This window comes from Yersinia sp. FDAARGOS_228 (assembly GCF_002073315.2).
Taxonomy (GTDB): domain Bacteria; phylum Pseudomonadota; class Gammaproteobacteria; order Enterobacterales; family Enterobacteriaceae; genus Yersinia; species Yersinia intermedia.
In genome coordinates this window covers 3855171-3869688 of sequence record NZ_CP020409.2, presented here as the reverse complement: position 1 = coordinate 3869688, position 14518 = coordinate 3855171, and the positions used below count along the sequence as shown (strand labels likewise).

The window sequence follows — 14518 nt, the reverse complement described above, 5'->3', positions numbered from 1 at the left end:
TCTCGACGACTTGTTACACCTCATAATCCGGGTCAGGTATTTTCAACGGCGTTATCTTTACCTTCAAGATACGATGGCTGCTGACCTCTAATGGCTCAAAGAGATAGTCACCAATTTTCATCTGTTCACCGACCTGCGGGATGCGCTGGGTATACTCCATGATTAACCCGGCTAAGGTGTGATACTCGCGTTTATCATCAAGAGGCAGTGGTAGATAGAGTACCAAATCCTCCAGCGGCATGTAACCGTTCGCAATCCAGCAGCCATCCTCGGTTTGCTGAATATCATGGCGGGCATCCAACTCTTCACCCGCCACGGGTAGATTACCGGCAATAGTTTCCATCACATCAGTTAGAGTAACCACCCCTTCGATGGAGCCAAATTCATCTACTACAAAGGCAAAATGCGTCTGCGCCTGACGGAACTGCTCTAACGCCATCAACAGCGAAACCTGTTCGGGGAAAATCAACGGCTGGCGAATCAATGCGCGTAAGTCGAGCTTTTCGCCTGCTAACTGCTGCCTTAATAAATCAATGACATGAATAACGCCCAAGGGTTCATCTGTCAGACTATCTTCAGTGACCACGATTCGGGTATGCAAATTTTTGGTCAGCAACTGAGACAGTTTCTCTGGGGGATCGTTAAGGTCCAGATACTCCACATCATGCCGTGATGTCATGATGCTGCTCACTGTACGCTGTGCCAGCCCTAATACCCGCTCAATCATCCGGCGTTCTTGTTCATTGAAGACCTCTTGGCCGACACTGGTATTATCGGCGATTAGGTTGGCAGTATGATTATCCAACTCTGCCTCTTCATGTTTGCCACTGAGCATACGTAACACCGCTTCCGCGGTTCTTTCACGTAATGGTCTAACTGTCGACAAAAAACGGCGACGATTGAATTGTGAGAACTGATTGAGTGATTCGATAATTACTGAGAAACCAATTGCGGCGTACAAATACCCTTTCGGAATATGGTAACCAAAGCCTTCAGCCACTAAGCTAAAGCCGATCATCAGTAAAAAGCTCAGACAAAGTATGACAATGGTTGGATGTGCATTAACAAAGCGCGTCAATGGCTTACTGGCTAACAGCATCAAGCCAATCGCGATACAGACCGCAGCCATCATGACCGCGAGGTGGTCTACCATGCCGACGGCGGTAATGACCGAATCAAGCGAGAATATCGCGTCCAGTACTACAATCTGCGCGACAACAGGCCAGAACCGTGCACCCTTGCGTTGTTGGTTTTGCTGCTGGTCCTTGCCCTCAAGCCGCTCGTTTAGCTCCATGGTGGCTTTAAAGAGCAGGAATATCCCACCGATCAGCATGATTAAGTCACGGGCGCTGAATGGGTGCTGGGAAAGGGTGATTAGGGGGGCCGTTAATGTGGCCAGCCATGAGATGCTGGCTAACAGTACCAAGCGCATCAATAATGCGCACAGTAAACCGGTAACTCTGGCCTTATCTCTTTGATGACGAGGAAGTTTTTCCGCCAAAATGGCAATAAATATCAGGTTGTCAATGCCCAATACAATTTCGAGCACCACCAGCGTCGCCAGCCCTGCCCAAATAGTAGGATCTGCGATCCATTCCATATATCCAATTTCACCTTTGATTTCTACGGCTTATGCCGCTAAAGTGAATAATGGGCGCTGATAGGCTAAAATTCAACATCCAATCATGTAATAGCCTAGACTGATTGCAAATGGCGCAAATAACCTACAGTCATCAGAGGTGGTAAATATCGATTTTAATCGATTGAAAAACAATCAAATTAGCCATTAAAACATTCAGTCGTTAAATATATCAACTCAGTTTATTCTTAAAATGGCCAAATGAGTCTTATAAATCGACAAATTACGCCAGTCTGGCTGAACAAAGTGTGAATGTGGAATATAATACGCAACCAGAACGTTAACTTTTTTATTTGTCTGGATGTGCTGGTAACACATTGAAATAATATATGAATATAGGATAAGTAAGATTTGGAATACAGTCTTGCGCGCTAAATTGTTAGTATCACCTGATCGTATTTGTATCTATTCAAAGGCCTGCTTAACGGCCACTCCAGAAAAGGTATGGTAGATGGAAAAGAAATTGAAGGCTGTGATCCCTGTTGCCGGGCTTGGCACACGTATGTTGCCCGCGACTAAAGCGATCCCAAAGGAAATGCTGCCGGTGGTGGATAAGCCTCTGATCCAATATATCGTCAATGAGTGCGTGGCCGCCGGCGTAAAAGAGATAGTGTTGGTCAGCCATTCGTCCAAAAATGCGATAGAAAACCATTTTGATACATCATTTGAACTGGAAGCTGCACTGGAGTCACGTGTTAAGCGGCAGTTATTGAAAGAGATCCAAAATATCTGCCCGCCGGATGTCACTATTATGCAAGTGCGCCAAGGCCATGCCAAAGGTCTGGGGCATGCAGTATTGTGTGCCCAACCGATGGTGGGTGATAACCCATTTATCGTGCTGCTGCCAGATGTTTTACTCGATGATTCAACAGCAGATTTATCTAAAGAAAATCTTGCCAGTATGATTAAACGCTTTGAAGAGACTGGGCGTAGCCAGATCATGGTGGAGCCGGTACCTAAAGCTGATGTTTCCAAGTACGGTATTGCTGATTGTGGTCATGTGGCTTTGTCACCGGGTGAAAGTACCCTGATGACGGCAGTGGTGGAAAAGCCCTCACTTGCTGATGCGCCTTCTAATCTTGCCGTGGTTGGGCGTTATGTATTGTCAAAAGACATTTGGCCGCTGCTGAAGAAAACGCCACGCGGGGCGGGTGATGAAATTCAGCTTACTGATGCCATTGCGATGTTAATGGAGCAAGAGGATGTTGAGGCTTTTCATATGACCGGTAAATCGCACGATTGCGGGGACAAATTGGGTTATATGAAAGCCTTTGTCACTTATGGCGTTCGCCATAACACCGAAGGCGAGAGCTTTACCGCCTGGCTGAAACAGCAAATCGACTAACGCCAGCTTAGCGGCTGAGTAGGAATAGATTTTAAATTCGCCTTAAGAAATCAGTAGGTTAATTATGACCAAATTGAAAGCAGTGATCCCAGTCGCCGGTTTAGGTATGCGAATGCTCCCCGCGACTAAAGCCATTCCAAAAGAAATGTTGCCTATCGTCGATAAGCCATTGATCCAATATGTGGTCAACGAATGTGTTGCTGCTGGTATTAAAGAAATCATTCTGATAACCCATTCGTCGAAAAATGCGGTAGAAAACCATTTTGATACCTCTTATGAGCTGGAAGCCATGCTGGAAGCGCGTGTAAAGCGTCAGTTATTGGATGAAGTTCAATCTATCTGTCCGCCGGGTGTGACTATCATGCATATCCGCCAAGGTCATCCTGAAGGTTTGGGGCATGCGGTGTTATGTGCCAAACCGCTAGTGGGTGACTCACCCTTTGCAGTATTGTTGCCGGATGTCTTGATTGATGACGCCAAGTCGGATTTAACCCGTGATAATTTGGCTCAGTTAGTTAAACGATTTGAAGAATCTGGTACCAGCCAGGTATTGGTGCATGCCGTAGAACCTGAAGCATTATCCAACTACTCGGTTATCTCCTGTGAAGTGTCAGATTTAGCACCCGGTGAAAGTAGCCGGATTAACGCGATGGTTGAGAAACCGCAAAGCCCGGCTGACTTGAAATCCAATCTGTCGGCTGTAGGGCGTTATGTTTTGTCTGCTGATATTTGGCCAATGCTGGAAAAAACCAAACCTGGTGCTTGGGGTCGTATCCAACTGACTGATGCTATTGATGCATTAGCTGCTGAGAAACCGGTAGATGCCGTCGCTTTAACCGGTCAATCCTATAACTGTGGTGAGAAGCTCGGATATATGAAGGCCTATGTCGCCTACGGTCTTCGCCATCCAAAGCAAGGCGCAGAATTTAAGGCTTGGTTGAAAGAGTTCGTGGCATAAGCCCATTTTAGCAGCAATGAAAAGCAATCCATGGGGTTGCTTTTTTTGTATATAAGCCAGCCAGGTCAATTGAGTCAAATTGGTTTGCACTTTACCAAAGCAAACGTGTGCGAACAGCAACTGGTCAGTTGTGCTATCTATCGCACCAATCACTACCCAGCTGACATAATCCTGAGTTAACATGTTTCCCACATCAAAAACCTGTTGGCCTCAAGGCCGGTAACAGGTGTCATCCTTCAGACAGGAGTTTTTTAATGTCCAAACAACAGATTGGCGTTGTCGGTATGGCGGTGATGGGCCGTAACCTGGCGCTCAACATCGAAAGCCGTGGCTATTCCGTTTCTATCTTTAACCGTTCATCAGACAAAACCGACGAAGTGGTTGCCGAGAATCCAGGTAAAAATCTGGTGCCGAGTTATACCGTGGAAGAGTTTGTTGATTCACTGGAAAAACCGCGTCGCATCCTGCTGATGGTGAAAGCGGGTGAAGCCACTGATAAGACTATCGCTTCACTGACTCCGCATCTGGATAAAGGTGACATTCTGATTGATGGTGGTAATACTTATTACAAAGACACCATCCGCCGTAACCGCGAACTTTCTGCGCAAGGCTTCAACTTTATTGGTACCGGTGTTTCCGGTGGCGAAGAGGGCGCATTGAAAGGCCCATCTATCATGCCAGGTGGCCAGAAAGAAGCCTACGAACTGGTTGCGCCTATCCTTGAGAAGATTGCTGCCCGTGCTGATGACGGTGATGCTTGTGTTGCGTATATCGGTGCCGATGGTGCAGGCCATTACGTTAAAATGGTTCACAACGGCATTGAATACGGTGACATGCAATTGATCGCAGAAGCTTATTCCCTGTTGAAACAGTCTTTAGGCTTAAGCAACGAAGAGCTGGCTAGCACCTTTGCTGAGTGGAATAAAGGAGAGCTAAACAGCTATCTGATTGATATCACCAAAGATATCTTCACCAAAAAAGACGAAGCCGGTAAATATCTGGTTGATGTGATTCTGGATGAAGCGGCGAACAAAGGTACCGGTAAGTGGACCAGCCAAAGTTCTTTGGATTTGGGTGAGCCATTAACACTGATCACTGAGTCTGTGTTTGCCCGCTATTTGTCTTCTCTGAAAGATCAGCGTGTAGCTGCCTCTAAAGTGTTGACTGGCCCTAAAGTGCAGCCTTTTGCCGGTGATAAAGCTGAATTTATCGAGAAGATCCGCCGTGCGTTGTATCTGGGTAAAATCGTCTCTTATGCTCAGGGCTTCTCTCAATTGAAAGCGGCTTCTGACGAAAATAACTGGGATTTACATTACGGTGAGATCGCTAAGATTTTCCGTGCTGGTTGTATTATCCGTGCACAGTTCCTGCAAAAAATCACTGATGCATATGCAGAAAATGCAGATATTGCTAACTTGCTGTTGGCACCTTACTTCAAGCAGATCGCTGATGAATACCAGCAAGCACTGCGTGATGTGGTGTCTTATGCAGTTCAAAACGGTATCCCAACACCAACATTCTCTGCGGCGATTAATTATTACGATAGCTACCGTTCAGCCGTACTGCCAGCCAACTTGATTCAGGCGCAGCGCGACTATTTCGGTGCGCATACCTATAAGCGTATTGATAAAGACGGCGTGTTCCACACCGAATGGCTTTAAGTTAACGGCTACTGCGCGTTCGTATTTTGATATTGGGCAGTGCTCGTCATCCTCACGTACTGTGTGTACGCTCCGGTGACTGTGCGCTGTCCGCAATCAAACTACTTTCGCTCGCGACGCCTTGAATGGACTTGCTGTTAAGACAAACTTAGCAAGAACAGACAGTCGCTGATTTTAAAAGTTTGCCTTAATAAAAACGCCCTCGATGCTGAGTCGAGGGCGTTTTTTTGCTGATAAGAAAGGCAATCAGGTAATTACTTCTCGTGACGTTCGCGCAGGCGGCCAATCACTTTACTCAGATTCAAGTCTTGGTCCTGCAACAACACCAGCAGGTGATACATCAAATCCGATGCTTCGTTGGTCAACTCTTCACGATCATTCACTGTTGCTGCGAGGGCGGTTTCTACCCCTTCTTCCCCCACTTTTTGCGCGATACGCTTAGTGCCGCTGGCATACAGCTTGGCGGTGTAAGAACTGGCTGGGTCGGCTGATTTACGTGAGGCCAATAACTGTTCTAACTGGTACAGGAAGCCCCAATCGCTGGCCGCCGGGGCGAAGCAGCTATTATTGCCTAAATGACAGGTTGGGCCGATAGGATTAGCCAGAATGAGCAGAGTATCATTGTCGCAGTCAGGATAGATATTCACCACATTCAGCACGTTACCGGAGCTTTCACCCTTGGTCCATAAACGCTGTTTGGTGCGAGAGAAGAAGGTTACTTTGCCGGTTTGCTGTGTAACCGCCAATGCTTCCTGATTCATATACCCCATCATCAGAACTTCACCGGAAATGGCATGCTGTACGATGGCTGGCATCAGATTGTCGACTTTATCCCAATCCAGTTGGGCAACTTGTTGTTCGCTTAACACACTCTTATCTCCACGCCTTGTTCAGACAAATACTTCTTCAATTCGCCGATATTAATGATTTGTTTATGGAACACCGAGGCTGCCAGCGCACCATCGACATCTGCGTCACGGAAAGCTTCAAGGAAGTGTTCCGGTGTACCCGCACCACCTGAGGCAATCAACGGAACATGACAGATGGCTCGCATCTGTTTCAACTGACGTAAATCGTAGCCGTTGCGCACGCCATCTTGGTTCATCATATTCAGCACAATCTCACCGGCTCCACGTAACTGGACTTCTTTGATCCAATCCTCGGTCTGCCAGGTGGTGGCTTTGGTCCGTTTTTCATCACCAGTAAATTGATATACCTGATAACTACCACTTTCCGCGTCATACCAAGTATCAATACCGACGACAATACATTGTACGCCATAGCGGTCGGCCAAACGGGTAATTAAGGTTGGATCAGCCAGCGCTGGTGAGTTGATAGATATTTTATCGGCACCGAAGGTCAGGATCTGGCCTGCATCTTCAACGCTTTTAATCCCACCCGCCACGCAGAAAGGAATATCAATCACTTCTGCGACCCGCGATACCCAGCTTTTATCGACCACACGGCCGTCAGATGACGCAGTAATATCGTAAAACACCAGCTCGTCTGCGCCTTCTTGTGCATAACGCTGCGCCAGCGGCACGATATCGCCGATGATTTCGTGATTACGGAACTGGACACCCTTGACGACTTGGCCGTCTTTCACATCCAGACAAGGGATTATACGTTTTGCCAGCATGCGATCGCCTCCTTCACGTTAAACTTGCCGTCCAATAGCGCGCGGCCCACAATCACACCTTGCACACCACTGCCACGCAGGCGGGCAATATCATCCAGACAACCGATACCACCGGAAGCCTGGAATGCCACTTGTGGGTAGCGCTGGCACACTTCCTGATACAGTTCTACATTGGAACCACTCAGGGTGCCATCACGGGAAATATCGGTACACAACACATGCTTCAGGCCAAACGGCAGATATTGCTCGACGATTTGTTCCAGCGTAGCATCTGAGTTTTCCTGCCAACCACTGATAGCCACCTGTTTGCGGCCCGCCTCATTAATTCGGACGTCCAGTGCTAATACGATGGCCTCAGCGCCATAGCGCTCAAACCACTGTTGCACCATTTCTGGCTGCTTAACGGCTGTTGAACCCACGACAACCCGTGTTGCACCGGCTTCCAGCAGTGCGACCACATCTTGTTCGTTACGGATGCCACCACCCACCTGCACCGGAACATCCACACCGGCCAGTAACTCGCGCAGCAACGGGATCTGACGGGCTGCCGGATCTTTGGCCCCGGTAAGATCGACCAGATGTAACACCTGAGCGCCTTGCTGCTGATAATCCTGTAAGCGGGGCAGTGGGTGATTACCGTAATCACGCTGCTGGCCGTAATCGCCTTGATGCAAACGCACTACCTTGCCTTCGATCAAATCCAAAGCGGGAATAATCATGGTGCTCACATCTCCAGAAAGTTTTTCAGCAATTGGGCCCCAGCCGCACCGGAACGCTCCGGATGAAACTGCACGCCAAAGAAGTTGTCTTTTTCTACTGCGGCGGTAAATGGCTCGCCGTAATTGGCCTGGGCGATGGTATCTGGGCATATTGGCATTGCATATCCGTGCACAAAGTAGAAATAGGTCCCATCCGGGATCCCACGAAACAGATGATTACCCGCCTGTGGGGTAATCTGATTCCAGCCCATGTGTGGCAGCGGTAAACCAAAATCCATCATCTGTTTTACCGGCGTATCAATAATACCGAGAGTTTCAATACCGCCACTTTCCTCGCTGCTGGTCGCCAGCAACTGCATTCCAAGGCAGATACCCAATACTGGCTGAGTACAGCTCTTAATCAGTTCGATAAGTTCGCGTTCTTTTAACTGATCCATTGCCGCATGGGCAGTACCGACACCTGGCAGGAAAAGCTTATCTGCACGCAGTACAATCTCAGGGTCACGGCTGATAACTGGCGCGTACCCCAAACGCTGCACCGCATAGGTGACAGAGGAGAGGTTGGCGCACCCCGTATCCAGAATCACCACATTCATTACAGCACTCCTTTGGAACTTGGCAGGGTATTGCCCTCAACACGGATCGCCTGACGTAAAGTACGACCAAACACTTTAAACAGGCTCTCGACCCGGTGGTGATCGTTACGGCCTTTGGTTTTCAAGTGCAGAGTACAGGCCATGGCATAGGAGAGGGAGCGGAAGAAGTGCTCGACCATCTCAGTGCTCAGGTCACCCACGCGCTGGTAATTAAATTCCGCTTTGTATTCCAGATGCGGGCGGCCAGAAATATCCAGCGCGCAGCGCGCCAGGCACTCGTCCATTGGTAAGACAAAACCAAAACGGCCGATACCGCGTTTGTCACCGAGTGCGTTGTTAATCGCCTCACCCAGTGCCAGCGCCGTATCTTCTACGGTGTGGTGGTCATCAATGTAGAGATCACCGCTGACCTGAATATCCATACGGAAACCGCCGTGAGTGGCGATTTGATCCAGCATATGGTCGAAGAAGCCCACGCCGGTTTTGATCTTGCTGCCCCCTTCGCGATCGAGCCACACATTTACGTCAATGGCCGTCTCTTTGGTGACACGGTTAACATAGGCATGACGGTCTCGCTGGGTTAGCTGTTTGGCAATCTGCGGCCAGTTCAGGCCATCACGCTGGTAACGCAAACCGCTGATGCCCATATTGTGAGCCAATTGCAGGTCAGTTTCGCGATCGCCGATAACATAGCTATTGGCACTGTTCATCACGCCTTCAGCCAGATAACTTTCTACCAACGCGGTTTTCGGCTTACGGCAAGTACAATTATCCGCAGGCAGATGCGGGCAAATTAGCACTTGCTCGAAATTGACGCCCTGCGAGCTAAATATTTGCATCATCAGGTTATGAGGAGGATCAAACGTTTCCTGTGGGAAACTGTGTGTACCCAAGCCATCTTGATTGGTGATCATCACCAAACGATAATCCGCTTTTTGCAGTGCCAGCAAGGCCGGGATCACTTCTGGCTCCAGCGCCAGTTTGTCCAGCCGGTCAACCTGAAAGTCTTCCGGTGGCTCGGCAATCAAGGTGCCGTCTCTGTCAATAAAAAGAAATTTCTGGCTCATATCGTTTCCTTACGGAGGCTGGAGGTATTAGTGCTATTGGAGCTATCAATACCGGGCAGGGGAGCAAGGGCGGCAATCACTCGCTCACATTCCTGACGGGTGCCTACCGTAATGCGCAGGCAGTTGGATAACCCCGGTTGCTTATTTTGGTCACGCAGAATGATGCCTTGATCCCACAGTGTTTTGAACACGCTGCTGGAGGCGGTAAACCGGGCCAGTAAATAGTTACTTTCACTGGTAAATACCTGCTCAACACAGGCACAATCTTGCAGCGCGTTTTGTAACCATGCGCGGTTAGCTTGCACCTCTTTCACCCGCTGGCGCATTTGCTCAAGACCTTGTGGGCTGAGCGCTTGCGCAGCAATGTCGGCCACCGGTGTAGACAACGGATACGGTGCGATTACTTTAAGCAGCAATTGGATGATATCGCTGTTAGCCAAGGTAAAGCCACAACGTAAACCGGCCAAAGCAAAAGCTTTCGATAAGGTGCGCAAAATGACTAAATTCGGATAATCTTTTAACCAACCGCTTACCGAGGCCTGTGGGCAGAACTCGATATAGGCTTCATCAATAGCCACGATAGCGCGGCCTTGTGCCAGTTCCAGCACGTCGCGCAACGCGGCTGGGTTGATTAAATTGCCGGTCGGGTTATTTGGGCTGCAAACATAGATCAATTTCACTCGATCCAGGTTTTCTTTAATTGTTGGTAGATCTAACTGCCAGTCAGCGGTGGTTTGTACGGTACGCAGTTCCACACCAAAGGTTTCCGCGCTAACGCCGTACATACCATAGGTTGGCGGGCAGAAGAGTATCGCATCCTTACCTGGTTCACAGAATGCGCGGATCAGCAGCTCAATACCTTCATCGGCACCACGGCTGACTAACACTTGATCGGTTGCTAAACCGGCATAGGCGGCATAACGCTCGATCACCTGTTTCGGCTGACATTCGGGATAGCGGTTGAAGTTTTGCGCCGTAAGTTGGTATTCAGTTGCCAGCGGGTATTCGTTGGCATTAAGCCACACATCGCCATTACCGCCCAAACGGCGGGCAGACATATAAGGGGTCAGGGCACGGACATTGGCGCGGGCCAAATCGGTGACGTTGGTAGATTGGCTCATGCTTGCTCCTTATTGGCGGCTGTCAGGGCCGCGACACGTAGGGTAACGGCGTTTTTGTGGGCGGTGAGTTGTTCGGCTTGCGCTAAGATTTCAATTGTTGGAGCCAGACCCAGCAAGCCCTGTGGTGTTAATTGCTGCACGGTCATACGCTTAACAAAATCGGCCAGACCCAAACTGGAATAAGTTGAGGTATAACCATAAGTCGGCAACACGTGGTTGGTGCCGGAGGCATAATCCCCCGCAGATTCTGGCGACCAGTCACCCATAAATACTGAACCGGCATTATCAATCTGATCGATAATGTCTTCCGGCTGGCGGATTTGCAAAATTAAGTGCTCTGGGCCGTATTGATTACTGATATCAATACATTGTTGCAAATCTTTGGTGACGATCAAGCGGCTGCTTTCCAGTGCCTGACGAGCGATATCGGCGCGTGACAGCAACTTAAGCTGTTGCTCTACTTCAACGGCGACCGCTTGGGCAATGGCGGCATCTGGGGTCAGTAATACCACTTGTGAGTCAGGCCCGTGCTCTGCCTGAGACAGTAAGTCAGAGGCGATAAACGCCGGTGTCGCGCCACTGTCGGCGATAACCAACACTTCTGATGGGCCAGCCGGCATGTCAATTGCAGCACCATCCAAACGTTGGCTTACCTGACGCTTCGCTTCAGTGACATACGCGTTGCCAGGCCCAAAAATCTTGTTCACTTTCGGTATTGATTCGCTACCGAATGCCATAGCCGCAATCGCTTGTGCCCCACCAATCTGGAACACTTCTTTAATCCCACACAGTTGCGCGGCATACAGGATTTCGTCGGCAATCGGCGGCGGGGAACATAAAATGACCCGCTGACAACCAGCAATGCGTGCCGGAGTACCGAGCATGAGTACGGTAGACAGCAGCGGGGCAGATCCCCCTGGAATATACAAGCCGACGGAGGCAATCGGGCGGGTGATTTGCTGGCAGCGCACGCCCGGCTGAGTTTCAACATCTACCACTGGCATTTTCTGCGCGTTGTGGAAGGTTTCAATATTACGTACCGCTTGCGCCATGGCTTGTTTAATGTCGTCATTCAAGCGCCCGGCAGCGGCAGCTATCTCATCGCTACTGATGCGGATATCGGCAACCTGCACCGTATCAAAGCGTTGGCTGAAATCACGCAAGGCACTGTCACCCTCGGCTTTCACCCGATCAAGAATGTCGCTGACGGTTGCGGTGATCCTGTCAGAGGCATTAATAGCCGGGCGGCTGAGCAGCGCCTTTTGCTGCTCTTCACTGCATTGCTGCCAGTCGATTAGGGTATTGAAATTCGTCGGCTGCATCAGTTACTCCATCATTTTTTCAATCGGTAATACCAGAATGGAGCTGGCACCCAGTGCTTTCAGTTTTTCCATCGTTTCCCAGAACAGGGTCTCGCTACTGACCATGTGCATTGCTACCCGGCTCTTATCGCCGGCCAATGGCAGAATGGTAGGGCGCTCGGCACCGGGTAGCAGAGTAATGATTTCGTCCAGACGATCACTAGGTGCGTGCATCATGATGTATTTGGATTCACGCGCTTGAATCACGCCCTGAATACGGGTCATCAGGCGATCAATCAGTTGCTGCTTATCGGCTGGCATTTCGCCATCACGCTGAATCAGGCACGCTTTGGAGCGGTAAATGACTTCAACTTCGCGCAGGCCGTTGGCTTCCAGCGTGGCACCGGTTGACACCAAATCACAAATGACGTCGGCCAAACCGGCACGTGGTGCCACTTCAACGGAACCGTTCAATAAACAGGATTTAAAGGCAACCCCTTGTTTGTCGAGGTATTGCTTTAAGATGTGCGGGTAAGAGGTGGCGATGCGCTTATTTTGCAGACATTGCGGGCCGGTATACTCGGTATCCAATGAGGCCGCAAGCGACAGACGGCAGCCACCGAAATCCAGACGGCGCAATGTGAAATAACGTGGGTCTTCGCCTTGAGCGCGGCGGCTCAACAGCTCTTCTTCCAGCACGTTTTCGCCAATAATCCCCAGATCAACCACCCCATCCATCACCAGCCCTGGGATATCGTCATCACGTACCCGCAGGATATCGATTGGCATATTTTCCGCAAAAGCGATCAGGCGCTGTTGTTGCAAATTGATTTTAATCCCGCAGCGCGATAACAATTCATGGCAATCATCACTCAGGCGGCCTGATTTCTGCATCGCAATGCGTAAACGTGTTTTATCCAGCATGGTAAATCCTCAATCTATTAATTAATCATATAAAATGATGAGCAACAAAAAAGCCCTCGGAAGATAATCTTCCGAGGGCTTTCTCTATTGCGTTCTACCGCCACCTGGAAGATTCGTTAACCGTCTTCCAGCACACATCGGCCTGTAAGACTAATCAGGATGATGGTGATGATGGTGATTAAATTGAACGCAGTTCATAGTAATTTCTCTGTTTGGGCGGTTTTGAGCAAATCAAAATAGCCTTGATATAAACACATAGCCAGAACATGGCATAATCTCTGTCAAACAACGTAAACCATCTGATTGGTATGGTGCAACCTTTTTTTCGCCTGATGCTGTTATTTCACGATGCCTGGATTCGACTTATCAACCAGCAATGATTTTCTATTTGGTGGTTATCACTTGGTTCTATGGCAGCCTAAGCATGAAATATTTACCAATGGTCATTATACCGATTTATAGAAAGACACTCATAATAGAGAGTAATTGTTAGGGAACTGTAGTTGGCGTAACTTATGAGTATTACGTGTGTTATCGGTATGACTCCGTGGAGAGCAATTGAAATGAAGAAAGTAGCCATTATTGGGTTGGGCTGGCTGGGTATGCCGTTGGCGCAATCATTAATCCGCCGTGGAGTACAAGTGGTTGGCAGCAAGACTACGCCAGACGGTGTCGAGGCCGCCAGAATGAGCGGCATTGATTGTTTTCAATTGCAACTGACACCGCAACTAATTTGCTCTCCAGACGATCTGGAGCAACTGATGACCGCCGATGCTCTGGTCATTACCTTACCTGCCAGCCGCACCGCCGAACGTGGGGATCAATATCTTCAGGCGGTACAGATGGTGGTCGACAGCGCATTGGCTTTCGGTATGCCGCGCATTATTTTTACCAGCTCTACCTCGGTGTATGGCGAAACCCGTGGCCGAATCAAAGAGAGTTCACCGCTACAACCGGTGACCACTGCCGGTAAAACGCTGATGGAGCTAGAACTGTGGTTGCATAAGTTACCCAATACCTCGGTGGATATTTTGCGCCTTGCTGGGCTAGTGGGCACTGATCGCCATCCAGGGCGTTTTCTGGCAGGGAAAACCGGTGTGAAAGGCGGATCTTTAGGCGTTAATTTGGTGCATCAGGAAGATGTTATTTCCGCCATCGAATTGCTACTTAATTTGCCCAGAGGTGGCCATATTTATAATCTGTGCGCGTCACATCACCCCGCTAAACGTGATTTCTATCCTGAGTGCGCGCGCGCATTACAATTGACGCCACCGGAGTTTGCTCCCGAGGATATTGAGGAAGCACCCCGTGAGATTGATGGCAGCAAGATTTGTAGCGAACTGGGGTTTGAGTATCAATATCCAGACCCAAGCAGGATGCCTTTGAATTAATTATCTTATCGGCTACTGCGCGTTGTCATACTGAGATTGTGCAGTGCTCGTACTCCTCACATACTACGTGTATGCTCCGGGTACTGCGCACTGTACGCACTCAGTCTGACTTAGCTCGCTACGCCTTGAATGGATGGGCATTGAAAGCATTCAAAAT

Annotated in this window: 14 protein-coding genes and 1 other annotated feature; of the genes, 4 read left to right on the top strand and 10 right to left on the bottom strand. The window is 49.2% G+C overall.

What is annotated here, in order from left to right; all coding sequences use genetic code 11:
- Positions 1–13: 13 nt before the first annotated feature.
- Complete coding sequence (locus A6J67_RS17975; RefSeq protein ID WP_042569462.1) at positions 14–1600, bottom strand: TerC family protein; 1587 nt, start codon at positions 1598–1600, stop codon at positions 14–16.
- A gap of 490 nt (positions 1601–2090) precedes the next feature.
- On the opposite strand from A6J67_RS17975, the gene galU (A6J67_RS17970) reads away from it, so the two are divergent.
- The 3 genes from galU (A6J67_RS17970) to gndA all read left to right on the top strand — a co-directional run bounded on the left by galU (A6J67_RS17970) (position 2091) and on the right by gndA (position 5603).
- On the top strand, positions 2091–2984 hold the full coding sequence (gene galU, locus A6J67_RS17970) for a UTP--glucose-1-phosphate uridylyltransferase GalU (RefSeq protein WP_050088183.1): 894 nt from the start codon (positions 2091–2093) through the stop codon (positions 2982–2984).
- Positions 2985–3048: 64 nt separating this feature from the next.
- Positions 3049–3942, top strand: coding sequence for a UTP--glucose-1-phosphate uridylyltransferase GalU (gene galU, locus A6J67_RS17965; RefSeq protein ID WP_005187716.1), 894 nt, complete (start codon positions 3049–3051; stop codon positions 3940–3942).
- A gap of 254 nt (positions 3943–4196) precedes the next feature.
- Complete coding sequence (gene gndA / locus A6J67_RS17960) at positions 4197–5603, top strand: NADP-dependent phosphogluconate dehydrogenase (RefSeq protein ID WP_050084504.1); 1407 nt, start codon at positions 4197–4199, stop codon at positions 5601–5603.
- Positions 5604–5857: 254 nt separating this feature from the next.
- On the opposite strand, the gene hisIE is transcribed toward gndA, so the two are convergent.
- The 9 genes from hisIE to hisL all read right to left on the bottom strand — a co-directional run bounded on the left by hisIE (position 5858) and on the right by hisL (position 13168).
- A complete protein-coding gene (gene hisIE, locus A6J67_RS17950) occupies positions 5858–6472 on the bottom strand; it encodes a bifunctional phosphoribosyl-AMP cyclohydrolase/phosphoribosyl-ATP diphosphatase HisIE (protein ID WP_032906850.1) in 615 nt (204 codons plus the stop codon).
- The gene (gene hisF / locus A6J67_RS17945) at positions 6466–7242 is read right to left on the bottom strand and encodes an imidazole glycerol phosphate synthase subunit HisF (RefSeq protein WP_032906851.1); all 777 of its coding nucleotides are present in this window, start codon (positions 7240–7242) and stop codon (positions 6466–6468) included. The genes hisIE and hisF overlap by 7 nt, the downstream gene beginning before the upstream one ends.
- Positions 7224–7961: a 1-(5-phosphoribosyl)-5-[(5-phosphoribosylamino)methylideneamino]imidazole-4-carboxamide isomerase gene (gene hisA, locus A6J67_RS17940; protein ID WP_005187731.1), complete on the bottom strand. Its 738-nt coding sequence runs from the start codon at positions 7959–7961 to the stop codon at positions 7224–7226. The genes hisF and hisA overlap by 19 nt, the downstream gene beginning before the upstream one ends.
- A gap of 5 nt (positions 7962–7966) precedes the next feature.
- Positions 7967–8557, bottom strand: coding sequence for an imidazole glycerol phosphate synthase subunit HisH (gene hisH / locus A6J67_RS17935; RefSeq protein WP_032906852.1), 591 nt, complete (start codon positions 8555–8557; stop codon positions 7967–7969).
- Positions 8557–9624, bottom strand: a complete 1068-nt coding sequence (hisB, locus tag A6J67_RS17930; RefSeq protein ID WP_050288019.1) for a bifunctional histidinol-phosphatase/imidazoleglycerol-phosphate dehydratase HisB — start codon at positions 9622–9624, stop codon at positions 8557–8559. Before hisB ends, hisH begins: the two co-directional genes overlap by 1 nt.
- The gene (gene hisC / locus A6J67_RS17925; protein ID WP_032906854.1) at positions 9621–10745 is read right to left on the bottom strand and encodes a histidinol-phosphate transaminase; all 1125 of its coding nucleotides are present in this window, start codon (positions 10743–10745) and stop codon (positions 9621–9623) included. The genes hisB and hisC overlap by 4 nt, the downstream gene beginning before the upstream one ends.
- A complete protein-coding gene (gene hisD / locus A6J67_RS17920; RefSeq protein ID WP_042569481.1) occupies positions 10742–12067 on the bottom strand; it encodes a histidinol dehydrogenase in 1326 nt (441 codons plus the stop codon). Before hisD ends, hisC begins: the two co-directional genes overlap by 4 nt.
- Before the next feature lie 3 nt (positions 12068–12070).
- Positions 12071–12970, bottom strand: coding sequence for an ATP phosphoribosyltransferase (gene hisG, locus A6J67_RS17915; protein ID WP_005187744.1), 900 nt, complete (start codon positions 12968–12970; stop codon positions 12071–12073).
- Positions 12971–13014: 44 nt separating this feature from the next.
- Positions 13015–13145 (bottom strand) — a sequence feature (His leader region).
- Positions 13121–13168 (bottom strand): his operon leader peptide, encoded by a 48-nt coding sequence (gene hisL / locus A6J67_RS23330; RefSeq protein WP_105877057.1) that lies wholly within the window; start codon positions 13166–13168, stop codon positions 13121–13123. Its footprint overlaps the feature before it by 25 nt.
- A gap of 365 nt (positions 13169–13533) precedes the next feature.
- Here hisL and A6J67_RS17910 point away from each other — a divergent pair, with 365 nt between their 5' ends.
- On the top strand, positions 13534–14361 hold the full coding sequence (locus A6J67_RS17910) for an SDR family oxidoreductase (RefSeq protein ID WP_032906855.1): 828 nt from the start codon (positions 13534–13536) through the stop codon (positions 14359–14361).
- Positions 14362–14518 lie beyond the last annotated feature (157 nt).